The 25,566-nt window shown below is 40.2% G+C and carries 17 protein-coding genes and 1 tRNA gene; 9 read left to right on the top strand and 9 right to left on the bottom strand.

Annotated elements, in window-relative coordinates:
- Positions 1-91: 91 nt before the first annotated feature.
- The 5 genes from IQ244_RS14480 (at position 92) to IQ244_RS14460 (ending at position 6,328) form a co-directional block, all read left to right on the top strand.
- Positions 92-1,183 (top strand): response regulator, encoded by a 1,092-nt coding sequence (locus tag IQ244_RS14480; RefSeq protein ID WP_193895129.1) that lies wholly within the window; start codon positions 92-94, stop codon positions 1,181-1,183.
- Positions 1,184-1,757: 574 nt separating this feature from the next.
- A complete protein-coding gene (locus IQ244_RS14475; RefSeq protein WP_193895127.1) occupies positions 1,758-3,581 on the top strand; it encodes a response regulator in 1,824 nt (607 codons plus the stop codon).
- Positions 3,582-3,720: 139 nt separating this feature from the next.
- Complete coding sequence (locus IQ244_RS14470) at positions 3,721-4,098, top strand: response regulator (protein WP_193895125.1); 378 nt, start codon at positions 3,721-3,723, stop codon at positions 4,096-4,098.
- Positions 4,099-4,358: 260 nt separating this feature from the next.
- The gene (locus IQ244_RS14465; RefSeq protein WP_193895123.1) at positions 4,359-4,763 is read left to right on the top strand and encodes a response regulator; all 405 of its coding nucleotides are present in this window, start codon (positions 4,359-4,361) and stop codon (positions 4,761-4,763) included.
- Between the two features lie 164 nt (positions 4,764-4,927).
- Positions 4,928-6,328 carry an AAA-like domain-containing protein gene (locus IQ244_RS14460; protein WP_193895121.1) on the top strand — a complete coding sequence of 467 codons (1,401 nt, stop codon included), beginning with the start codon at positions 4,928-4,930 and terminating at the stop codon, positions 6,326-6,328.
- A 258-nt stretch (positions 6,329-6,586) separates the two neighbouring features.
- On the opposite strand, the gene IQ244_RS14455 is transcribed toward IQ244_RS14460, so the two are convergent.
- Together IQ244_RS14455 and IQ244_RS14450 are read right to left on the bottom strand one after the other, a co-directional pair.
- Positions 6,587-6,919, bottom strand: coding sequence for a hypothetical protein (locus IQ244_RS14455; RefSeq protein ID WP_193895119.1), 333 nt, complete (start codon positions 6,917-6,919; stop codon positions 6,587-6,589).
- The gene (locus IQ244_RS14450; protein ID WP_193895117.1) at positions 6,919-7,305 is read right to left on the bottom strand and encodes a hypothetical protein; all 387 of its coding nucleotides are present in this window, start codon (positions 7,303-7,305) and stop codon (positions 6,919-6,921) included. Before IQ244_RS14450 ends, IQ244_RS14455 begins: the two co-directional genes overlap by 1 nt.
- Before the next feature lie 575 nt (positions 7,306-7,880).
- On the opposite strand from IQ244_RS14450, the gene IQ244_RS14445 reads away from it, so the two are divergent.
- Positions 7,881-13,778, top strand: a complete 5,898-nt coding sequence (locus tag IQ244_RS14445) for an ATP-binding sensor histidine kinase (protein ID WP_193895115.1) — start codon at positions 7,881-7,883, stop codon at positions 13,776-13,778.
- Positions 13,779-14,046: 268 nt separating this feature from the next.
- On the top strand, positions 14,047-14,433 hold the full coding sequence (locus tag IQ244_RS14440; protein WP_193895113.1) for a VOC family protein: 387 nt from the start codon (positions 14,047-14,049) through the stop codon (positions 14,431-14,433).
- 170 nt (positions 14,434-14,603) lie between these two features.
- Here IQ244_RS14440 and IQ244_RS14435 read toward each other — a convergent pair.
- The 4 genes from IQ244_RS14435 to IQ244_RS14420 form a co-directional block, all read right to left on the bottom strand.
- Positions 14,604-14,675, bottom strand: a tRNA-Lys gene (locus IQ244_RS14435).
- A 137-nt stretch (positions 14,676-14,812) separates the two neighbouring features.
- Positions 14,813-17,062: a GAF domain-containing protein gene (locus IQ244_RS14430; RefSeq protein ID WP_193895111.1), complete on the bottom strand. Its 2,250-nt coding sequence runs from the start codon at positions 17,060-17,062 to the stop codon at positions 14,813-14,815.
- 400 nt (positions 17,063-17,462) lie between these two features.
- Positions 17,463-18,032, bottom strand: a complete 570-nt coding sequence (locus IQ244_RS14425; protein ID WP_193895100.1) for a hypothetical protein — start codon at positions 18,030-18,032, stop codon at positions 17,463-17,465.
- A 330-nt stretch (positions 18,033-18,362) separates the two neighbouring features.
- Positions 18,363-19,622, bottom strand: coding sequence for a glycoside hydrolase family 10 protein (locus IQ244_RS14420; RefSeq protein WP_193895098.1), 1,260 nt, complete (start codon positions 19,620-19,622; stop codon positions 18,363-18,365).
- A 134-nt stretch (positions 19,623-19,756) separates the two neighbouring features.
- Here IQ244_RS14420 and IQ244_RS14415 point away from each other — a divergent pair, with 134 nt between their 5' ends.
- Entirely contained in the window at positions 19,757-20,332 is a 576-nt protein-coding gene (locus IQ244_RS14415) for an NUDIX hydrolase (RefSeq protein WP_193895096.1), read from the top strand.
- Positions 20,333-20,577: 245 nt separating this feature from the next.
- On the opposite strand, the gene glcD is transcribed toward IQ244_RS14415, so the two are convergent.
- Together glcD and IQ244_RS14405 are read right to left on the bottom strand one after the other, a co-directional pair.
- Positions 20,578-22,050: a glycolate oxidase subunit GlcD gene (glcD, locus tag IQ244_RS14410; RefSeq protein ID WP_193895094.1), complete on the bottom strand. Its 1,473-nt coding sequence runs from the start codon at positions 22,048-22,050 to the stop codon at positions 20,578-20,580.
- A gap of 199 nt (positions 22,051-22,249) precedes the next feature.
- On the bottom strand, positions 22,250-23,314 hold the full coding sequence (locus IQ244_RS14405) for a potassium channel family protein (protein WP_228058927.1): 1,065 nt from the start codon (positions 23,312-23,314) through the stop codon (positions 22,250-22,252).
- A 268-nt stretch (positions 23,315-23,582) separates the two neighbouring features.
- On the opposite strand from IQ244_RS14405, the gene IQ244_RS14400 reads away from it, so the two are divergent.
- Complete coding sequence (locus tag IQ244_RS14400; protein ID WP_193895092.1) at positions 23,583-24,866, top strand: aspartate aminotransferase family protein; 1,284 nt, start codon at positions 23,583-23,585, stop codon at positions 24,864-24,866.
- 134 nt (positions 24,867-25,000) lie between these two features.
- Here the strand turns inward: IQ244_RS14400 and IQ244_RS14395 are convergent, their stop codons facing one another.
- Positions 25,001-25,558: a glutathione S-transferase family protein gene (locus IQ244_RS14395; protein ID WP_193895090.1), complete on the bottom strand. Its 558-nt coding sequence runs from the start codon at positions 25,556-25,558 to the stop codon at positions 25,001-25,003.
- Positions 25,559-25,566 lie beyond the last annotated feature (8 nt).

Below are 25,566 nucleotides of genomic sequence, written 5' to 3'. Positions count from 1 at the left end.
TAGTTTATCTATTTCCATAGTATATATTTTAAATGTTATCAGGGTTGTCATTCTATTTCTAAAAGCCATAATTTATCTTTTTAACTCCTAGATGAACACAATTTTGATTATAGAAGACGAACCTCAAGTTCGAGAAAATATTCTGGAAATTTTACAACTGTCTAATTTTGAAACCCTGGCAGCGCCAAACGGTAAGATAGGATTAGAAATTGCTCAAGCACAATTACCAGATTTAATTATCTGCGACATTATGATGCCTGAATTAGATGGCTATAGTGTGCTGTCTGCTCTGCGTCAAAATGAAACAACCATCAATATTCCCTTAATTTTTGTGACGGCAAAAGCCGAGCGTTCAGATTTCCGTCAAGGAATGGACTTTGGTGCTGATGATTATTTAACTAAACCATTTACCCCAGAAGAACTACTCAATGCAATTTCTGTTCGGCTCAATAAAAAAGCTATGATTGAGCGTCAATCTCAAGCAAAGCTAGATGAATTACGCATGAACATTATTCACTCATTACCACACGAAATCAATACGCCTTTAAATGGCATTATTGGGATGTCTCAATTATTAATTGAGAGTTCAGATCTGATTAATGAGTCGGAAGAAATTGAGATTGTCGAATCTATTTATACCTCTGCCAACCGCTTGCATCGATTAGCCCAAAGATTTTTACTTTATAGTAATCTAGAACTAATTGCCAGAAACCCCGAAAAGATTGTTCAAATTCAAGCAGAAATAGATAACTGCCTGAGCAAGACAGTTATTAGTGATGTTTGTATTCATCAAGCTAGGGCAGTAAATAGAGATAAAGATTTAAATTTGCAATTAACTGAGTCTCTTGTACAAATGCCAAAAGAAAAATTGAGTATTATCATTGAAGAATTGATAGATAATGCCTTAAAATTTTCTTTACAAAGTAGTGAAATTCAAGTCTTGAGTCAATTTAATAGCTATCAATATAGATTAGATGTCATTGATCATGGGAAAGGAATGACAGGTGAAGAAATTGAGAAAATTGGCGCATTTGTGCAATTTAACCGGAAGTTATATGAACAACAAGGTTCTGGCCTAGGATTAGCAATTGTGCAGCATATAGTGAAAATATATAAAGGTGAATTTACAGTTAATAGCACTCCTGGTCAAGGAACTATTGTGAGTGTTTGTTTACCTTGTTGATGAATTATAAGTAGAGGCATACATCTGTATATTGCTACTTTTAAAGTTCGCTTAAATGGAAAAAAATCTAAAAGTTAGAAGTTAGAAGTCAGAATCCATACTTCTACTACTTACGTTGTGTACATTACCCACCCTAGGTTATTGAGCATAGTGCTTAGTTTTATAACCAGCCTAAGCGGGTTTTGTCTATATAGCCGCGACTCCAGTCGCCTAGTGCAAGATCTTTTTCTTCCCTGACACCCCTACATCCTTTTACCTATATTCCTTGTGGCAAACTTGCGGAAATTTCGCTGTATACTTCTAACAGTGACCGTAATTGCAACACTGCAACAAAAAATTAACAGCGATCGCACCACTAAAGACTCCCTGTAACCAAGCAGATACAATATCCCCACTCTTGACAATTTAGGCTTGCTTGATCAAGCAAATAAATGTATCTTAAAAATATCTGCTAAATAAAGTCATAGCCCAAAAATTATGGAACACTTTTCCAGTGTGAGCTTAATTATTTGAGAATTAAGCTTTTTAGTTGTGCTGAATTATGTAGATGATTGGTTATTAAATAGTAGAAGCTGTGAAAATTCTACTGGTAGAGGATGATTTACCAACTGCGACCATACTGAGTGAAGTTCTAAAGGCAGAGTACTATACAGTTGAACTGGCGAGAGATGGTCAAAATGGATTAGCCTTAGCAACCTTGTCAAATTTTGACTTGATATTGTTAGATCTGCTGATTCCCAAACTTGATGGAATTAACCTTTGCCGAAAACTTCGCGCACAGGGGATGCAAAAACCCATTTTGTTGCTAACCGCCAAAGATCATAGTGCTGATATCGTCAAAGGGTTAGATGCAGGTGCAGATGATTATGTCACTAAACCCTACGATATTTCCGAGTTATTAGCACGGATACGTGCATTGCTGCGCCGTGGACAAACGGAACTGACACCAAGCTTGCTGCATTGGGAAAATCTCTGCATCAATACAGTCTCAGCAGAAGTTACCTATCAAGGGCAACTTATATCTTTAAGCCCCAAGGAATATAGCTTACTAGGGCTATTTTTGCGTCATCCACAGCGGGTATTTAGCCGCAGTGAAATTATTGACCGTCTTTGGTCTATAGATGCTACACCCAGTGAAGGCGCTGTGACTAATTTGATTAAAGACTTGCGGCAAAAGTTGAAAACTGTGGGAATGTCTACCGAATTGCTGGAAACAGTTTATGGTTTGGGTTATCGGCTCAAGACACCTCCGCAAATTCCCCAAAGCGCACACAGTCAAAAAAAAGATAAACTAGCAGCGATCGCTTCTATTAACAAAGCCATCGAACGCCACAAAGATACATTTAGCCAACGAGTGAGTTTGCTAGAGCAAGCTGACCAAGCATTACATCAAGGACAATTGTCACCTGAACTACGACAGCAAACTAGTAATGAAGCACACAAACTAGCAGGGACACTAGGTTCCTTTGGCTACACAACAGGCTCAAAGTTCGCCCAAGCTATTGAACATTTGTTAATTAGGGATAAAAATTTAACATCAAAAGATGCTGTACAACTATCACAACTGATTGGTCAACTCAAAGAAACGCTGAGTCAACCGCCAAAACCTATCACTATTGAACAATTTGCACCAAATAAACTTCCCCTAGTGCTGGCTATTAATGATGAATCTTTTACTCAACAACTTAAAACCGAAGCTGCAAATTGGGGAATGCAGATAGAAGTAGCTGTGAATTGGGAGATTTTTCAGCAACCCGTTTCTCAACGGCCCAAGGTGATTTTACTTTATTTAAATGAGCAAGCATCAATGCCAAAGAGTTTAAAATTGCTGAATAAACTCAAGCAACAGTTTCCCACTACACCAATTTTCGTCATAGCCGAGCAAGACAACCTGACACAGCGAGTCGCTGTAGCTCGTTTGGGAGTACAGGGATTTCTCATCAAACCTACTACGAAGGAAGTGTTTCAGGTAATCACCCAAGTTTTACCCCAATCTCCAGCTAGTGCAGCCAAGGTAATGATTCTCGATGATGATCCAATAATGCTGGATATATTGAGTAATCTTTTGCAATCTTGGGGAATGAAAGTCACAACCTTACAAAATCCTCAAGAATTTTGGGAAGAACTCATTTCGACAACTCCTGATCTATTGCTGATTGATTTAGAAATGCCTACATATAGTGGTATTGACTTGTGTCGGGTAGTCAGACAAGATCTGCATTGGGGAAATTTACCTATTTTAGTAGTAACTGCCCATACAGACATAAAATCAATTCAACAGGTGTTGGCAGCAGGAGCCGATGATGTCATTAGTAAGCCTGTAGTGGGGACAGACTTAATCAATCGCGTCATCAACCGCATTGATCGTTCTCGTGTACAGCAAAAACTAAAAACCTAGAAGCGGAGGATGCAAAGGTCAACTACCGAACCCAGAAGGGTGTAAACTTGCTGTCTAAAGGCGAGTTTATGAATCTAGAATCCTCGTCTCTTGAGGCAGAGGAGTGTTAATTCACTTTGCCAATATCAGTACAAGAACTATGAGCAAACGCATCCTTGTCATCGATGATGAAGAATCACTTCGAGACCTAGCCTGCACATGCTTAGAAGATTTGGGTGGCTGGGAAACGATATCCGCTCAATCAGGCTATGAAGGACTTTTACAAGCCCAAGATGATGTTTTAGATGTCATTCTCCTTGATGTATCAATGCCTGACATGGATGGCTTTCAATTTTACGAACAAATCAAGGCCAACCCCAAGACTCATCAAATTCCCATCATTTTGCTCACAGCCAAAGTCTTACCAGATGATTACAAGCGCTTTGCTCAATTGGAGATAGTAGGCATCATCAATAAACCATTTAATCCATTACTAATTTGCGAACAAATAGCTCAAATGCTTGGCTGGAGCGAGTAGTTAGGGGGTGTAGCGGGGAGAAGGGGCATAAGGGAAGGGAGAAGAACTAATTAGGACTTACGCATAAAAACGGAAAATTAAGGTTTTAGAGCAGGGTGTAGTGAGTATGAGGGTGTAAGTTTCAAAACCCTTACAACCCCTACACCAAATTCCCACAGACAATTTTTGTGCGTAAGTCCTGCTATTACTATTGACCCTCTTATCAGTTTCTTATTTTCTTGATTTAAGCTGAATCAATCAATTCCTTCAAGCTTTTGAGTATGGCAATCAAGACAATATTGTTAATTGACGATGAACCGACTATTCGAGAACTGGTACAAATCTGTTTAAACGATTTAGTCGGATGGAAAGTGATAACTGCTGTTTCAGCACAAGCAGCCCTTCACCAGCTAGAGATAGAATGTCCAGATGCTATCCTACTTGATGTTGTTATGCCAGGTATGGACTACACCACATTCCTGTACAGATTTCATGAAAGACATTCAGCCAAATTAATTCCAGTCATTCTTTTGAGTGTACTGGCTGATTGGTTTACATCACAACAACTTCAGCAACTTGGTGTGGTTGAGGCAATTGCTAAACCATTTAATCCCTTAACCTTACCGGATCAAATCACTCGCGCTTTAGGGTGGAGTGTGCAGCCGGAATGTGAATCTGTTGTCTAACGCAGAGCTATACCATTTAGCAAATTGCCAGCAAAATAAATCCTAGGTTATTCGCAATCATAACCCAATAGAATAAATTGTTTCCCTCGAATTCTCGGCAGAAATAAATCATCAAAATTTACCCAATAGATTTTATGTACGCCAAAAATCTTGCGCCAAAACCTATGAATTTACAGCAACATAAAACTAAGAGAAGAAGAGGCGTTGTACTAACTTCCACAGGAATACAACGTTTACAAGAAGCGATTATATCTTGGGAAATTATCAAAAATAAAGGATATCGTTTAACGCTAGAGGAACTTAGCAGACAGATTAATATTTCTACTAAAACTTTGAGTCGATTGTGGTCTTTGAGTAAAGGTGTAGATCAAAAAACGCTCAAGTTGTGCTTTAGTGCTTTTAAATTAAGATTACAGGAAGAAGATTACACAGTTTTAAATGCAGAAAGTGAAACAGACATATTAGGTTTGCTATCAAATAATTCATCTACACAGAAAGATAATTTTTCGCAATTTTCGACTTACCAAGTCGAAAACTATTGGTCATATCCAGATGGGCCGGTAGCTTTGGATTCTCCTGTATACATCGAGCGTCCACCAATAGAAGAACTAGTTTATCGAGAAATTACTCGCCCAGGCTGTGTAATTCGGATTCGCGCTCCCAGACAGATGGGCAAAAGTTCTTTGGTTCTACGTCTTTTAGCTTTTGCAGACATCAAAGGATATCGCACTGTTAATGTCAATTGTCACCAAATTGATGACAATTGTTTGACTGATTTAAATAAGCTTTTGCGTTGTCTTTGTTGGAAAATTGCCCAACAATTAGATATTAATCCTAACCTTGATAAAGAATGGGATGAAGAAGTTGGTTATAAGTTAAGCTGTAGCTTCTATTTGCAAAAGTATATTCTCAAACAGAGTGATAGTCCTGTAGTGTTAGTGTTGAGTGATGTTGATCGCTTTTTTGAATATCCTCAGATTACCCAAGAATTTTTTGCTTTGTTGCGTTCTTGGTGTGAGGAAGCACGACAAAATCAAAATTGGCAAAAGCTGAGATTAGTTGTAGTTTACTCTACAGAACAATATATCTCTCTAGATATTAATCGTTCACCATTTAATATCGGCTTACCCGTCCGGTTACAAGAATTTACTCAAACACAGGTAGAAGATTTAGCCAGAAGATACGAGTTAGACTGGAGTCCTGGTCAAGAATCTGCTCAATTGATGTCTCTGGTTGGCGGTCATCCGGCTTTGATTCAACTAGCTTTGTATCATTTGGTGTCTCGGACGATTACTCTACAAGAATTAATCAAAGAGGCGATCGCTAACGGTGGAATATATCGTCATCACCTATGGCGACACTGGATTAAACTGCAAAGCAATCCTCATTTAGTCAAAAAATATGCTGATATTGTCACGACACCGCAAAGCATAGCCCTTGACCCTCTGGATGCTTATAAACTCGAAAGTTTAGGATTGATTTGTTTTGAGGGCGATCGCATTCTCCCTCGTTGCGAACTCTACCGCACTTATTTTAAAAAGCAACTACATACAACAATGGTTTAACCTAGCGATGAATCAGGGTCGTTTGTTAACGCAGAAGTGAATCATACCAATTTAATATGAAGCTGCATATCATAACTTTATCCTAGAACACCAATCCAGTAATCTAGAAGAACCTCTCCCCCAAACCCTCTCCGACGCAAAGAAGGGAGTTGATCTACCCCCTTTTCTCTAGACGCTCTGTTCTATGCAGTTTCATATTAAATTAGTATCAAAAATATATAAAAAACTCATTTTTTTATGTATTAGATTCAGTTTTCTCTACTCATATCTATGCTTTTTTGATTTAATCACTTCAATCACATCATTATGGCGTTGACCTTCGATAATATCATTTAAATGAATTTTACCGTCTATATATTGCAGATGAATCCGCCATCCTGATAACTTGTCAATATCTGCACGATATATTGCTTGTTTAATACCTTTGACTTTCCGTAACCTAGTTTTGGGAAAAGTTCTGGTTCTATGGCATTCATTATCTTCTAATTCTGCCAAAGCTTCTAAAAAATCAATTTTCAGGTTATCAGGTAGAATTTTCATAGCCTCATAAATCACACCATGCTCATCAAGAAGTGGTTTAATCTGTGGCATCAGCTAGAGTGAACCTCAATTTCTTGACTTTTCACACTAAAATCTTGGTAGAGATGCTCAGCGACTGAACTATAGGCTTGTGTTGCATCTTCAGTACTAACAACTCTAAATAAAGTGATCACTGTTGCATCAAAAATTGGATCATCATCAATAGTCAGGATTATTCTGAAATTTTTATCAATGATCAAAGCATAAAGAGAAGAATCATACTCAGTATTAAATTTAATATTTTTTAATTTAAATGCCTGATTTTCTAGTAAATTTCTGTTTTTTGAAATTAACTCTACATATCGATTCAATTTCTTAATGATTTTAAATTTTTCCCTGTTGTTAAATTTTTCTAAATCTTGTTCAAATTCTTGAGTTGATTCAATAAGTATTTCCATTTAAGCAATTCTTGAATCAGAATACGCAACTAAATTTAATATAGCTGAGAAATCTCTAGCAATCTGATTTGATTTTTGAAAAACTTGCAGTAGGGGCGTAGTCTAGTTCCTGAAGTTTGGGGAATATGAAGTGCGTTGCGAGCTAAAGTTTCTTGGCGTAATATAACTTTACTAAAACTCTATACACACAGAGTTATAGTGTTTCTCAATCTTGTAAGGGACAGTTTATTATAAGGGGGGATAAGCTAAGAGTGATCGCCCTACCTGTAGACTTCATTTGTTTGAGAAAAGCTGTATCAAGAAAATAGTTAAAAATGCTACTAAGTTATTTTGATATATATTTAGAACAATAATAGGTATTAATTTGAATAATAGCGTAATTCTTAGCAAAAGCAATCTTGTGATTGTTTTTGCGATTTTATGCGTGATTACAGCTTGATTCATCCCAAATATGGCGATAAATTATGATGTGGCAAAACTGGATAATTTCTGACTTTATTTATGAAAACTCAGCTATTTGTTAGACAAGATGATGTGTTGGGAATTCTAAACTTTAGTAGTTTTCATAGAAAGTTATGAGTGCAAAAGTTGATGGAACTATAAAGCTCACTGGGTACAAAATTTTAGAACAAGTATATTCAGGTTCGCGTACTCAAGTGTATCGGGCAGTGAAAGAATCTCTTTGCCAACCAGTTGCCATCAAGCTTTTAAAACGAGAATACCCTACCTTCAGCGAACTAGTACAGTTTCGTAACCAATATACGCTGGCCAAAAACCTAGATATTCCCAGTATTATCAAACCCTACAGCCTGGAAGCTTATCATAACGGCTATGCCCTAGTGATGGAGGATTTTGGCGGCATTTCCTTGCGGCAATTTACTCAAGGAAAAATACTGACATTAGATCAGTTCCTCGGAATTGCCCTGCAACTAATAGACACACTACACCAGTTACATCAAAAGCGGGTCATTCACAAAGACATTAAACCAGCCAACATCTTGATTCATCCTGAAACAAAACAAATCAAGTTGATTGACTTTAGTATTGCTTCGCTCTTACCGCGAGAAACGCAGGAAATTCAAAGTCCTAATGGGCTGGAGGGAACACTAGCTTATCTGTCGCCAGAACAAACTGGACGGATGAACAGAGGTATTGACTACCGCAGCGACTTTTATTCATTAGGTGTAACTTTCTTTGAACTACTGAGTGGAAAACTACCCTTTGAGTCTCATGATCCAATGGAGTTGGTATATTGCCATATTGCCAAGCAAGCACCCTTAGTCTGCGATTTCCACCCTGATTTGCCTTTGATGTTGGGTGAGATTGTCCGCAAACTGATGGCGAAGAATGCTGAAGACCGCTATCAGAGTGCGATGGGACTAAAACATGACTTAGTGACTTGCTTAGAACAGTGGCGACAAACAGGTAAGCATATCTGGTTTGAGTTAGGACAGCGAGATATTAGCGATCGCTTTCTCATCCCCGAAAAACTCTATGGACGGGAATCGGAAGTACAAAAATTACTAGAGGCATTTGGTCATGTTGCCAACGGTGGCTCCGAACTCATGCTGGTAGCAGGTTTCTCTGGCATTGGCAAAACCGCAGTCGTCAATGAAGTGCATAAGCCAATTGTGCGGTGGAACGGCTATTTCATCAAAGGTAAATACGACCAGTTCAACCGCAACATTCCGCTGTCTGCTTTTGTGCAAGCCTTTCGTGATTTAATGGGGCAGTTGCTCAGTGAAACCGATAGCCAACTACAGCAATGGCAAAGCAAGATTTTAGCGGCAGTTGGCGAAAATGGGCAACTGTTGATTGAAGTGATTCCTGAACTAGAGCAGATTATCGGCAAACAGCCAGCGATCGCTGAACTATCGGGTAGTGCGTCACAGCATCGGTTTAATTCGCTCTGCCAAAATTTTATTCAAGTTTTTACAACACCAGAACATCCATTAGTCATATTTCTGGATGATTTGCAGTGGGCAGATGCGGCATCACTCAATTTGCTGAAGTGGTTGTTGACTCAGAATGATTACCGCTATCTATTTATTATTGGCGCATACCGCGATAACGAGGTGTTAGCAGCCCATCCACTGATGTTGACACTAGATGAAATTGACAAAACATCTGCCTGTATTAATACTCTGACTCTGACTCCTTTGAGCCAAGTAGATGTCAACCATTTAATCGCCGAATCCCTTAGTTGTACAACAAAACAGGCATTGCCTTTGACGGAGTTAGTGTATCAAAAAGCCCAAGGCAATCCCTTTTTCACAACTCAATTTTTAAAAGCACTACATGAAGATGGGCTAATTACCTTGGATGGGGAGCTAGGTTTTTGGCAGTGTGATGTGGTGCAAGTTAGAGCCAAAGCCCTCACCGATGATGTGGTGGAATTTATGGCACAACAGCTTCAGAAATTGCCCCCCTACACTCAAAATGTTTTGCAACTGGCAGCCTGTATTGGCAATCAGTTTGACTTGGCGACGTTGGCAATGGTTTCTGAACAATCGCAAATTGAAGCCGCGGCAAGTTTATGGCAAGCCTTGCAGGAAGGATTGATTTTACCCCAAAGTGAAGTTTATAAGTTTTATGTTGGGGAAGAATATCAACTATTTGAGCAAGAAAATTCGGAGATTGTTGCATATAGATTTTTACATGATCGGGTGCAACAAGCAGCATATTCCTTAATTCCCACCGATGAAAAACAAGCCGTTCACCGAAAAATTGGCCAGTTACTCTTGCTGAATACTCCCGAAAGCAACCGCGAAGAACGCATTTTTGAAATCGTCAGTCAACTCAATATGGCCGCAGCATCAATTACTGAGTCAGCAGAACGTCAAACACTGGCAGAATATAACCTGATGGCCAGTCGCAAGGCAAAAGTGGCAACAGCCTATACTGCTGCTGGCAAATATGCTCAGGTGGGTATTGAGTTACTACCCCAAAATAGTTGGCAAGATCAGTATGAGTTGACCTTAGCACTTTATCAAGTCGCCACAGAAGCCGCCTATTTAAGTGGTAATTTAGAGCAGATGGCAGCCAATGCCCATCTTGTTCTCAACCACGCCAAAACCCCATTAGATCAAGTCAGTGTTTATGAGGTGAAGATTGAGGCATTTACAGCCCAAAGTCAATTTACCCAAGCGATCGCCGCAGCCCTGACAATCTTACAGCAATTAGGCGTGGAACTGCCGGCAAAACCAACTCAGGATGATCTGGCAACTGCCTTTAGTGTCGTCAAAGAGGCCATTGGAGAGCGCCTACCGGCCGAATTACTTCACCTGAGCGAAACAAGGGATGCAAACATCCTAGCAGCAGCGCGAATTTTGACATCGGTAGCACCCTGTGCTTATCTATTTTTACCACTGCTGTATTTATTGGTGATTTTAAAAAAGGTTTATCTATCTGTGGTGTATGGTAATGAGTCAACTTCGGCCTTTAGCTATGCCTCTTATGGAATATTGATGTGTGGTGTGTTTGGCAACGTTGAATTAGGCTATGAATTCGGTCAGTTAGCCCTTGACTTACTTTCTACTTATCAGAATTCGGAATTAAAAGGAAAAACTTTATTACTAGTTTATCTGTACACCAGACACTGGAAAATCCACTTGCGTGAGACATTAAAACCCTTACAGATGGCTTATTGTCGTTGTTTAGAGGTGGGTGATTTGGCTTTTGCGGGCTATTCTGCGTATAACTACAGTTTTTACTCTTATTTTGCCGGAAAAAACTTAACACAACTAGAGCCGGAAGTTGGCAGTTATTGTGAAGCACTCCAGTATCTCAAGCAAAATCTCACACTGACTTATACCCAGATGAATCGCCAAGTTCTGCTGAATTTGATGGGGCATAACGATAACGCAGTGGTACTAAGCGGTGTAGCCTACAATGAACAACATCATTTGCCATTACATGAAACAGACGGCGATCGCACCGGATTAGCATTACTGTGGATTAATAAACTGGTTGTTTCCTATCTGTTTTCCGAGTTTGAACAAGCTGTAGAACAAGCGGAACAGGCAAGAAAATATTTAGATGCGGTTCTGGCTTTCGTATATATACCTATTTTTCATTTTTATGAATCTTTGGCGCAATTAGCCTGGTTTGGGCAATTTTCCAGCCCAGAACAGCAGCCAATCCCAAAATATATCGCTACCAACCAAGAAAAACTAAAGTATTGGGCAACTTATGCCCCGATGAATTTCTTACACAAGTTTCATCTCGTCGAGGCAGAACGGGAGCGAGTGCAAGGCAATAAAGCTTCAGCCATAGATTTGTACGATCTAGCTATTATTGGCGCTAAAGAAAACGGCTATGTCCAGGAAGAAGCACTGGCCAACGAACTAGCCGCTAAATTTTATCTTAACTGGGGCAAAGAGCGAATAGCGCAGGAATACATGACCCAAGCCTACTACAGCTATGCTCGTTGGGGAGCAAAAGCCAAAGTTGCCGACTTAGAACGACGCTATCCCCAACTCCTCACCCCCATTTTAGAGCAAACTTCTTCTCCCCTTTCCACTAACGAGACTATCTTCACTTTGGGGAGTGTTACTTCAACTAGTATGCCGACTTCCAGTAATAGCAGTATCTCAGTAGCTTTAGATTTAGCCACTATTATCAAAACCTCTCAAACTATCTCCAGTGAAATCGAACTGGAAAAGCTGCTTTCGGTACTGCTGCATACCGTCATTGAAAATGCCGGAGCCGATAAATGTGTGTTCATGCTTTTGGAGTCAGATCGGTTGCTAATTCAGGCCGTTGCCCAGCTGTCTCAGAATAATATTAATTTTTACTCAATGTTGCTCAACCCAGAGCCTGTGGAAGAATCTGCTGATGTGCCAGTTGGCTTAATTCATAGCGTTAAACGCACTTTACAACCAGCGGTGATTGTTAATGCCACAGTGCATCCCCAATTAATCAATGATTCTTATATTCAACAACAACAACCCAAGAGTATCTTGTGCTGCCCAGTTTTGCATCAAAGTAAGTTGCTGGGGATATTGTACTTAGAAAACAATTTAGCAACTGGAGCGTTTACGAGCGATCGCGTCGAACTATTCAACTTAATTTGCGCTCAAGCGGCAATTTCTCTGGAAAATGCCCAGCTTTATCGCAATGCTCAGAATTCTGCCCAAGAGTTGGCACAATCTCTAGCAAAATTGCAGGCTGCGGAAGCTTCTCTCGCCAAAGAAAGAGAGTTCTTAAATGCGATTATTCACAATATTACAGATGGGATTGTTGTTTGTGACCAGACTGGCAAATTGACTTTATTTAATAACGCAACTCGTGAGTTTCATGGTTTACCAGTAGAATCGTTACCACCAGAAGAATGGGCAGAACATTTCTCACTTTATCAACCTGATGGTCAAACACCTCTATTAAAAACAGAAATTCCTCTGTATCGTGCCTTACAAGGAGAAATAGTTGAAAATGCCGAACTGGTAATTGCCCCAAAGCATGGTTCTAGGAGAATTTTGTTAGCCAGCGGACAAGCAATCTTCGATTCCGCGGGTAATAAAGCTGGTGCAGTAATTGTGATGCGAGATATTAGCGATCGCAAACTTGCTGAACTGGCCTTGCAACAAAAATCACTGGATTTACAACAAGCTTTAAACGATTTGCAACACGCTCAATTAAAAATTGTCCAAAGTGAAAAAATGTCGGCACTGGGTAACTTAGTGGCTGGTGTGGCGCACGAAATGAATAATCCTCTGGGTTTTATTGCTGCCAGTCTCAAACAAGCTAAACTCACTGTGAATGATATTGTTGAACACTTAAAACTCTATCAATCAAGTCTGCCTAATGCGAGTGACGAAATCTCCGATCATGCAGTGGAAATCGACTTGGATTATAGCTTAGAAGACTTGCCCAAGATGATTGATTCGATGAATATGGCGTGCGATCGCCTGAAAAATATCAGCACTAGTCTCCGCACTTTCTCCCGTGCTGATAAAGATTATAAAGTGCTATTTAACATCCACGAAGGCATTGACAGTACAATTCTTATTCTGAAACATCGCCTCAAAGCCAATGAAATACGCCCAGCCATTCAGGTGATCACCAAGTATGATAATTTACCCCTGATTGAATGCTTCCCTGGACAGTTGAATCAGGTATTTATGAATATTCTCGCTAATGCCATTGACGCATTAGAAGAGTCAAATCATGGTCGCAATTTTGAGGAGATTAAAGGCAATCCTAACCAAGTTCATATTACTACTTCAATCCGAGATAACCAAGTGCAAATTGCTATTGCAGATAATGGTAAAGGGATGAATGCACAAATCAAAGCACAAGTATTTGACCACTTATTTACAACGAAAGCTGTTGGTAAAGGTACAGGATTAGGATTAGCGATCGCTCATCAAATCATTGTCGAAAAACACAATGGTTCGTTATTTGTAAATTCTACACTTGGTGAAGGCAGTGAATTTATCATTACTTTACCAATTCTGGCTCATACCGTTTAAATTAAAAGGTTATATAGGAATCCGACTTGATGATTGAAATTACTTGTGTAGGTAGGGAACTCTTAACAGGGAATAGGAAAAGAAGTAACAAAGGTGTACTGAGTTTTTTTGTCCGAATTCAGCACCCAGGAGTCAGAATTTAGAAGTATCTATAGGATGAGCAAATTAATTTATCAAATATTTCTCCTGATTCTTTAAACTTTCTGACTCCTGAATACTTACGTTTTTTTCTCCAAATCAAATATGATTCCTATATTGAGGCATTTTCATGAAAACTAGTGGCATTCATCATGTAGCGATTATTTGTTCCGACTACGAACGCTCGAAAAGATTTTATGTAGATGTTCTAGGTTTGGCAATTATTAAAGAAATATTTAGAGCCGAAAGAAATTCTTATAAATTGGATTTGCGAATTAATGATCATACTCAAATTGAGTTATTTTCTTTTCCCCATCCTCCCCAACGATTAAGTAATCCAGAAGCTTGTGGTTTAAGACATTTAGCTTTTGGTGTTGAGGATATCGAAGAGACCGTTGCTTACTTAAAATTACATAATCTAGAAATAGAAAATATTAGAGTTGATGAGATTACAGGCAAAAAATTTACTTTTTTCCCAGACCCTGATAACTTACCTTTAGAAATTTATCAGGTTTAACAAGATGATTTGGCGCTACAGATAATCCTAAAATTAAAGTTGATAAATTACCGAGAAATTAAGTTCTATTAATTATTAACTTGTTCTAAAGTCTAGGCTTTTGAGGTGGGATATTTGCTGAATTTAGTCAAGATTTAGTCAACGGTAGTTAACGAGGAGGCTGAAAGCAGTGGGTGACGAGGGATTTGAACCCGCAACCAATAGATTAAGAGTCTACTGCTCTACCGTTGAGCTAGTCACCCGCATTGCTAAACTATTATAGCAGATTTTTAAGGGTTTTGCCAACTCCAAGTTAATCTGGCAGCGGGTTACAGTGTAGTTGATCAAACAGAATTCAGAAGTCAGCGCTGAGGATTCATTCTGACTTCTGAATTCTGCTTTATTGCGGAAATTTAATTATGAAGGTAGTTTGACCATTAGCACTTTCTACATTGATTGAGCCACCTAAATGTCTGACCATTTTCTGAACTACAGCCATTTCCAAGCCTGTACCACTATATGTCCAAGGATCATTTTTCATCAGGCGATGGAATGGCTCAAAAACTCGTGGCATTTCACTTGGGGGAATTTCTAAGCCGGAGTTGCTAATCTTCAGTTGCACTGCATCTATTGTCAGATCGGCCGACACGGTAATTGCTTCGCCTGACGGTGTATATTTGCACGCATAACTTAAAAGTTCGGTAATTATTCGTTCTAAATCGGTGATGTCTGTTTCTAGGGGCGGGAGTTGCTGATCAATATTGAGGTACAATTTTTGTCTTTGGCAATGGGAAAGCTCTCGAAAAGATTCCACAATGGGAGTTAGCCATGTTTGTAAATCAATGGCAATCAATGTTGGTGTATCAGGTTCGGCTTCGAGATATGAGAGTGTCATCAAGTCGTTGATTAACTTGCTTTCCCGCCCACATTCGTTCTGCAAAATTTGCAATAGTTGAGGTACGATTTCGATATCTAAGATGCCTTCTGGGGTAAGCACACTTTCGAGGGTTTGGGCGGCGAGGCTAATGCTAGTTATGGGTGTGCGTAGTTCGTGGGAGAGGGTTCTTAAGAATTCGTTTTGCAGGCGTTCTTTGTGTGCGAATGCTTGCATTTGTGACTGATTGGCAAAGTCATTTTTGGCTTGGCGAAGGGCGATCGCACATTCGTTGGCTATCTGCTGAACTAAACTAATTTCCCATTCATTAAACATTTCTTGGGTTGGTCGATTTAGCCACAAGTTACCCAAATTGCCTTGGTTATCAAAGATGGGACAAGCTAACTGAACAAGAACAAGCAATTGCGGATGCCATCCCGGAACGATTTCTAAAGATTGCCAATGTTTTTTCCCTAATAGTGGCTGATAAATTTGTGGGAGATCTGCCACTTGTCTTGTCAATCCTTGATGTTGTGGCGCAGAGGTTGTGTATTCATAGGTAACAATTGTCTGAGTCCCGCTAGTGTTATAAGTCTCTATGTAACAAGACTGGAGTTGTAATAGCTGAGTCAGTTCTTGAGTGGCTGTCTGCACTACCTGGGTGGCGGGTTGATGATCGCGGATTTGTTCGGTAATGCGACGTACTAGTTTTTGAAAGTGCTGGGCTTGCTGTAGCTGAACTTGATGTTGCTGTTTTTGCGATTCTAGCTGGGTTTTAAGATGCTGTACTTGTTCGTGGAGTTGGGCTTGGTGAACTGCTATCCCAATTTGGGTTGCTAGTTGTTTGAGTAAGTCAATTTCTATTTCTTGCCATTGATGGGGTTGATGACAATGCTGGGCAGTGATCAGCCCCCAAAGCTGCTGCTGTGACCAAATCGGTACAACTAAATTAGCCCTGACTGGCCAAGATTCTAACAAACTGACTTGGCTAGGATGTAACCCGGCTGTATAGATGTCTTCGATAATTTGAATACATCCACGTCCACGGCGTTCTTGATATTTGCCAATCAGGCTAGAGTCAGGAAACTTCTGTCCTAAACATGAATTGGCTGTGACTGTCGATTCAGCAATGACTACGCCAGTTTCGTCAGGTTGAATAGAGTAAACCAAAATGCGATCGCAATTTAGACAATGCCGCACTTCTTTTACAAGTTGATGCAGCAGTGTATCTAAATCTAAGGATTCTCGAATCCATTTGGCGATCGCTTCTAAAAGTTGCTCTTGGGCTGTCTGTATTTCTTTGGCTTGGGCTACCTGCTTCACGGGCGTGATATTACTACTTGTACCAATCAATCGATAAATTCTGGAATTCGCATCCCGCAATGGTGTGAGTGTGGTACTCCACCAAGTCCCCACTCCTTGAAATTGCAAGCATTGTTCGTAGGAAATGGTTTTACCAAACCGCACACAGTCAGCATAATGCTGACGCACTTTTGCCGCATCAACTGGTGAAAGAATATCTTCGGGTTTCTTTCCCTTCAGATTTTCGGAACTAATTCCTAGCCATCGCTCATGGGTGGGATTCAGGGCTACGTAGCGAAAATCTCCATCTTCGAGAACATCCACAATAAATATAGATGTCTGCACAGAATTATAGATACTCAGTAAAAACTGTTCACTACTACCACTGTGTTTGTCTAATTCTGGGTCAAAAAAAATCTGAGAATGCAATTGTTGTTTCAACTCAATGGTTGATTCACCCGGATTTATATTCATCGGAGCGTCCCTGTCTGCTATTAATGACTCCCTAAGCGCTACCCCTGATGATGATAAGTCATGAAAAATGCTTTTTAGCGCTACAGCAAAGCATTGTCAGTCTTTGCTTGACTGATATTTGGATCTTCTTTTATTTCTTTATCAGAAATATCGGAAATTTAATAGCAGTAAACTCAACAAATATAGCTCCTTGAAGGTAAGAGTACATTTGCAATTGAATGCAAACTTATTGAACATTTTTCATAAAGAATGATTTAAGATTGTTGCATATATCTCAGTATACTCAAAAGTAATATTTAGCAAAAGTTACATTTTTTAATACTTTTCTAATTTGTCAAGCAGTTAACAGTATATTAGCAAAATATTTATTTAACTATTTTAACTTCCGCGGTAACGTAAATTATCGCAATAGTCGGTAAGCGTTGATCCCAGTTAAGATTGCCACCACAATCCAAGTAATCGCTAATCCGGCAACTTCACCTAGAAATAACCTTGTAAACCGGAATAACACGATTCCCACAATTGAACCGATGGGTACGGCGATCGCCCAACTGATCGCACTGATGAATATCCAGCGCCATGAAAAAGCTACAGACTTGCGGATGGCTGTCCACTGCGCCAAGCCAATCACAAAACCGCCAACTGTACCTAAAGTTGTCCCCCAAAATATTCTTAGGGGAAAAGTTTGTGTATTAGGAACAATCCAACCGACAGCACCCACACCAATAGCCGTGATTGTCGCCCAAGCCAACAAAGTAACTAACACCCAGCGCCGAGACAAAATATGATCGCGAATGATCAAACTTTGGGGAAAGGCGATCACCAAACCACCCAAAGAAGCTTGCGCCACCCCCACATCTGGCTTTTCTCCAACTTCAATCCAACACAAACTCAGCAGAAAACCACCTACAGTAGCGATCGCCCACTGTAATGTAAAACTAACTTGAGTTTTAGTAGATATGAAGAACATGAAATTCTCGCCAGTAAAGCATGGTAGAGATTACTATACAGCGCGAGAAAAATCAAAAAAGTTCAAATGCGGTCAATGGTTATTAGTCATTAGTTCTTTAGCTTTTTCTCCTTTATAGCCCTACGGTGTACACACAAGTCAAAAATTTTCATGTTCAACCACATCCCGCCTAGAACTAAAGTTCTAGGCTCATAGCCAAAGTCCACAAAGCGTGGACTGGAAGACATTTTTAGTTCAGTCATCTTCAGATGACTTGCGCTATGAGACTCGGAATTCATTCCGAGGCGGGACAGATGCACTCAACGAAAATTTGTGTGTACACCGTAGCCCTTATAGCCTAAGTCTGCTACCCGATTCGTCAACTGGTAAAGGTCTAATCGCCTTGGTGTTAAACAGTTCTTGGAAAACCTTGCGCCGTTTATGCGGTGTTTCGGGTGCGATGTAACCCCATAAACTTTCCCAATAAAAAAAAGAGATGCCAGAAAAAGAGCGATCGCGCACCATATCAATTTGTTCTTTAATTTGAGAAATTCTCACCGGATTTCGCAACGTTCCCGTAGAGATACCAATCACTACCGGAATTTTAGTTTGGGCTAATTTCACAGCTGATTGTTGTAGTTCTGTCCTAAAACTATTATTGTTATGGCGGTATACTTGCAACACCAACTCATCCACCCAGCCATTTTTTACCCAAGTTTCCCAGTCTTGCAGATAGTATTTATAAGCAAAAGCTTGTGCATTGGGAGACAGAGATAACTTTGCATTCGGTTCAATTTCTTTGATGCTGCGATAGATTCTGGACATAAAAGCAGTAATTTTGTCAGCCCGCCAACGCATCCATTCTTGGTTAAAAGGGTTGCTGGGCGGACTTTTACCCTGATGTTCTTGCTTGTAGAGTTGGACAGTGAAGCGATCGTAACCAAACTGTACAGGCATTCCAAAATGGTCATCAAGTTGAATGCCATCTACATTGTAATTACTCACAACTTCCAGAATTAACCCTAAAATAAATTCTTGAACTTCTGGATGTAGAGGATTTAACCAAGCCTGCTTACTTACAGCACCATTATTAACTTCTTCTGGCAAAACTTCTTTCACAGACTTTAAACCTTCTTGCCCAATAGTCAACCAACTAGGATAAAGTTTGGCTAACTGAGAATTTGGCGGTGTCATAAAACCATATTCAAACCACGGAATAACAGTTATACCTTTTGGTTTAGCAAGTTTAATTATCTTCGTTAAAACATCCTGTCCACCGTGCATAAAATTTAATACAGGTTCAGCTTCTTCACCGATAATATTTTTGGCAACATTACTTTTGTAAAAAGTATTGCCTCGATTCCATACCACAGGATAAATAGTATTAAAGTGCAATGCAGATAGTTGATTAATAGCGCGGTCAATTCCCCAAGGTACAAATAAAACACCACTGGCGACATTAGTTAACCAAACCCCACGAATTTCTGTAACGATTTGCTGGTTCTTTAGTTGAGAATAAAATGAAAAAGAAGGGAGAGAAAATACTGTGATACAAAGTATAAATTCTAAAGCTATTAAGTAAATAATCCAATGTTTAGTCAACCGATTCATTAGTAGGTTTGACTGCGTTTTAAAAGAACACTTATAAATACAAGATAATTTAGCATTTTCCGGATGCTCATACTTCTATTTAGAAATTTAATTTGAAGTTTGTTGCACGCAAAATTTAATAGAGGAATTTTATTATGCTCCAAGATGATGAGTTACTAGATATTGTAGATGAGAGAGATTGCATTATTGGAAAGAAAAAACGTTCAGAAATATATTGTCAAGGACTATGCAATTTTAGAGTTGTTAATGCTTTTGTTACTAACTTATTAGGTCAGCTATGGATACCTCGACGTTCAGCAGAAAAACGGATTTTTCCTCTTTGCCTTGATGTGAGTATGGGAGGTCATGTTGAAAGTGGAGAAAATTATGAAGATGCTTTGCGACGTGAACTTAATGAAGAATTGAACTTAGAGTTAAACAAGGTTAAATTTCGTTTATTAGGATATTTAACGCCACATCAACATAAAGTATCTGCTTTTATGAAAGTTTATGAAATTGAATTAGATTATGAACCTGACTACAATAAAAATGATTTTGTTGAGAGCGTTTGGTTATATCCTCATGATTTAATAAAATGGTTGCATAATGGTGAACCTGCCAAAAGTGATTTGCTCAAACTTATGCAAATATTTTATGCAAAACAACGTGAGTTCGACGAATTAAAAAAACCCCTCTCCAAACCTCTCCCCTGCAAGGAGAGAGGCTTCTAAACCTTAATTTTTCGTCGATATTTCAAGATATTTAAGCCCCTCTCCGCCTCGGAGCGAAAAGTTGAGCCAGTGCGTTGGACGGGTTCCCCGGCATAAAGCAACTGGCGTTGCGCGTCCGGGTTTCCCGGCGCAAAACTTTTCAAGACAGAGGGGTTGGGGAGAGGTCATCGAACTCACGTAAAACAAATTTGACAAGTCTGTTTGACAAGCTGTTAGGTTTAAATCTACAGATACAAATACATTGGTTAATATCTTTCCACGCCTTCAAACTGCTTGTGATTCATTGCATTTGCAGCTTCGCCACAGGTGCGGGGTGTGGGGAATATTTTCTCAGGGTTGGCTAAACCTTGGGGATTAAATACTTGTCGTACCCATTGCATTGATTCTAAATCGACGCTGTTAAACATTTCTGACATATAACACTTTTTATCTGAGCCAATGCCATGTTCACCAGAAAGACTTCCACCCACTTTCACACAAAGTTTGAGAATTTCTCCACCTAATTCTTCAACCTTTTCTAACGCCCCAGGCACAGAATTATCATAAAGAACGAGAGGGTGAAGATTGCCATCGCCAGCGTGAAAGACGTTAGCGATTTTATACCCATACTGTTGGCTTAAGTTTTCAATCTCTTGCAAAACATAGGGCAATTGAGTACGCGGAATTACGCCATCTTGGACATAATAATCGGGGCTTAAATGTCCCGCTGCGGCAAAAGCCGCTTTGCGTCCTTTCCACAATTTTAAGCGGGTTTCTGGGTCACTTGCCGCAGTTACATTCCGCGCCCCATTTTGTTGACAAATTTCTGTAATTCTTTGTTTTAAAACTGCCACTTCTACTTCTAAACCGTCAATTTCAACTAACAAAATTGCCGTAGCATCTCGCGGATAACAATTAGTTGCCACAACATCTTCTACTGCATTAATGCTGAGGTTATCCATCATTTCCATACCACCAGGAATTATCCCGGCACTAATAATATCAGAAACACTAGCCCCCGCAGCTTCTACACTTGTAAAGTCGGCTAATAATACACAAATTGATTCGGCAGTTTTGAGAATTCTGAGAGTAATTTCTGTGGCGATTCCTAAAGTCCCTTCGGAACCGACAAATATACCTGTTAAATCATAACCAGGGGTTTCGGGAATCTGCCCACCTAAATCGACAATTTCGCCTTCTGGGGTGACGATTTTTAACCCAAAAACGTGGTTAGTTGTGACACCATATTTTAAGCAATGCACTCCACCAGAGTTCTCGGCAACATTGCCGCCAATTGAACAGATAATTTGACTGGAAGGATCTGGCGCATAGTAAAAGCCTGCGCCGCTAACAGTTTGCGTTACCCAACTATTAATTACACCTGGTTGTACAACAATGCGCTGATTTTCTAAATCAACGCTGAGGATTTGTCGCATTAATGAGGTGACAATCAATACAGAGTCTTCTAATGGTAAAGCACCTCCAGATAATCCCGTACCGGAACCGCGGGCAATAAAGGGGACAGAATACTGATTACATATTTTCACCGCTGCCGCGACTTGTTCTGTAGTTCTTGGTAACACAGCCACAGTCGGACGTTGACGATAGCTAGTCAAACCATCACATTCATAGGTAATCAATTCTTCGCGGCGTTTAATTACTCCATTTTTACCAAGGATAGCCTCAAATGCTTTGATAATAGGTTGCCAATTGCGTTGTTGTTTATCTTGGGTAAGCATAAGGTTTCGGGTAGATGACTCGGTAGGAGGCAGAAGGCAGAAGGTAGAAGGCAGGAGTAAATTTATATAACTATTATTATTGTTGCAAAGATAGCAGTTTAGAGGGAAAAATTGCGATCGCTCTTTTCAAGATGAGCCATACATCCCCTGTCCCCTGTAACCTGTAACCTGTCCCCTTTAACCTATCACCTATCCCCTATCACTGATTTTTCGGCTTGCGTAATTTTTGCGAACCAATGGGAACGAGAACTTGATTCAAACTCCGCAACTGTTCGGCTGTACCCATACAAATTAGGGTATCTCCTGACATTAAGATTGTGTCACCAGTGGGGCCGCCGATGAGATTACCATCAGCACGGCGAATTGCTAGGACTAATGCACCAGTTTGCGATCGTAGTTTGGCTTTCTGCAATGTTTGTCCCACGAAGGGAGAAAAGGCGGGATCAAGTAAAAATTCTTCCATATACAACTGACGGTCTGCACCAGATAAAATTCCATCGACGAAATCTAATACTTGCGGTCTGAGGGCGGCTGCGGCCATCCGCTTGCCTCCAGTTATATATGGTGATATTACGGCATCTGCACCACCACGCTGTAATTTTTGCAACGCCTCTTCTGTACTAGCGCGAGCGATCGCCCGAATTTCAGGATTTAATGTTTTTGCTGATAATACGGTGTATAAATTTTCCGCATCTGAAGGTAGTGCCGCAACTATACAAATGGCTCTTTCAATACCCACATGGAGCAATGTATCATCTAGAGTGGCATCACCCTGGTATACTACATAACCTTCCATTTGCGCCTTTTGGACAGACTCCATCTCCGAATCTATAACTACAAAAGGTACACCTTCTGCCTGAAATTCTCTGGCAATTTGCCGACCAGTGCGACTAAATCCACAAATAATATAATGTCCTGTCAAGGATTCCATTACGCGCCTCTGTTGTCGTAGCCGAATTCCTTCTTGAAAGTAGCCTTCAATGATGGCTTCTGTAAATCGATTGACAATATAACCAATATTGACTACGCCCAATAAAATTAGGGCAATGGTAAACAAACGCCCTCGGCTACCGAGTGGGTGTGTTTCTCCGTATCCCACAGTCGCCAAGGTAATTACGGTCATGTAAGCTGCATCTTCCCATGCCCATCCCTCAACTAATCTGTACCATAAAGTGCCAATCAGGAACACACCCCCAAGGGCGATCGCACCTGCCATTAGCTCTTTTTGAATACGTTGATATTTTCTCTCAAGAGTGGAATACATTGTTTAACAGTGAACAGTTAACAGTCAACAGTTACCAGTAATATCCCTGGGCGAAAAGGCACACCAATTGGTGAAAAGCTTTAGTGGGGGATTGATACCGCCACCATACGCCTGATAACTGATAACTGATAACTGATAGCTGATTTAAGGGTATTAAAGCGTTAGTCTAAAAGAAATCATGATTTGCGATCAATCCCAAGAAATTTTTAACAATTTCGAGGAAACTAGTAAGTAAGTCTAAGATGAAATATTTTCAGGAGGAGCGGTAGTGAGCTTTCAAACTCTAGTTGAAGAAGCCAGCATCCCCCCAGCATCAGGTTCAGTGTCATCTATTCCTTTTGATACGGATAGCTTTAACGAAGCCGTGATGTCAACTTATGGTCGGTTTCCTTTAGCCCTGGAAAAGGGTGCAGGATGCCGGGTTTGGGATACACAGGGGCAGGAATATCTAGATTTTGTGGCAGGAATTGCCACTTGTACACTAGGACACGCCCATCCAGCAATGGTTGAAGCTGTGACCCGTCAAATTCAAAAGCTGCATCATGTTTCTAATTTGTACTACATTCCTGAACAAGGGGAATTAGCCAAATGGATTATCCAACATTCTTGCGCTGATCGCGTATTTTTCTGCAACTCTGGTGCAGAAGCTAATGAAGCAGCGATTAAATTAGCACGTAAATATGCCCATACAGTTCTAGAAATAGATAAGCCAATTATTTTAACGGCTAACGCCAGCTTCCACGGGCGGACTTTGGCAACGATTACCGCTACTGGACAACCTAAGTATCAAAAATACTTTGATCCCTTGGTTCCTGGGTTCCATTACGTACCTTACAACGATATTACCGCTATCGAAACAGCCATTAGCGAGTTAGATGAAGGTGATTATCAGGTTGCAGCAATTTTAATCGAACCACTGCAAGGTGAAGGCGGCGTTCGTCCCGGTGATGTGGCTTACTTCCAAAAACTGCGGCGGATTTGTGATGAAACTGGCATTTTATTGATTTTTGATGAAGTGCAAGTCGGGATGGGACGCAGTGGTTATTTGTGGGGTTATGAACATCTCGGTGTCGAACCGGATATCTTCACCAGCGCCAAAGGTTTGGGCGGTGGTATTCCCATTGGCGCAATGATGAGTAAAAAATTCTGTGCTGTTTTTCAACCAGGAGAACACGCCAGCACTTTTGGAGGGAATCCCTTTGTTTGTGGTGTGGCGCTGAGTGTTTGCCAAACCTTGGAAAAAGAAAAGATTTTGCAGAATGTCCAGGAGAGAGGAGAACAGCTACGTGCTGGATTAAGAGCGATCGCCACCAAATACCCTAATTATGTTTCTGAGGTGCGGGGTTGGGGCTTAATCAATGGGATGGAGTTGACAGATGACATTGCGCTAACTGCTGGTGAAGTTGTCAACGCCGCCATTGCTGAAGGTTTATTACTTGTCCCCGCCGGGCCAAAAGTTGTGCGCTTTGTTCCACCGCTAATTGTGACTAAGACTGAAATTGACCAAGCTTTGCAAGCTTTGGACAAAGCACTGGCTAAAATCACAGGTTAACGAGGGAAAAAGCAAAAGTTAAAAGGCAAAAGTAAAGAAAATTGCCTTAGAGGATACTTTAAAAGTATCCTCAAAATCCCCTAAATTTTAAATTTATTTATGGGGATTAACTTTTTACCTGTTACTTTTTACTTTTAAGGCTTTCCACCAATTCCTTTTTTAAACGCTGGACGTTCAGATATGCGGTTGATATATTCCAGAACTGCTGGGTAGACGCTGAGATCTAGTTTCAGCATCATGGGTATATAAGCAAGAACTGATCCCACAGCCACATCCGCAACGCTAAATTCATCACCCAGGATAAAGGGTTGTTGTTGAAAAATCTCATTTAGCGGAGTTAACAATAGGGGTACTTCTCGCTCTCTGGTAGATTCTGTAAAAATTCCTGCTGATAGTGTAGAGTTAGCAAACAACACCCATTGAAATATTTCTGCACGTTTCTCTAGGGAAGCTGAAGATTTGCCATACTTCTCATACAAATACAGCAAAATTGCTCCAGATTCCCAAAGTTGAAAATCTCCATCAACTATTGCCGGGACTTTACCCATTGGGTTAATCTGCAAATATTCTGGCTGACGATGTTCCCCCGCCTGCATATCTAGTTGAACAAACTGATAGGGAATTTCGAGTTCTTCTAGATACCATTTGGCGATCGCCGCCCGACTAAAAGCACCACCGTAAAGTTTTAGCATAACTACTT

Origin of the sequence: Nostoc sp. LEGE 06077, assembly GCF_015207705.1 — a bacterium.
Lineage (GTDB): Bacteria > Cyanobacteriota > Cyanobacteriia > Cyanobacteriales > Nostocaceae > Nostoc_B.
Note: the sequence above shows the minus strand (reverse complement) of the source record. Positions and strands in the feature narration are given on the sequence as shown.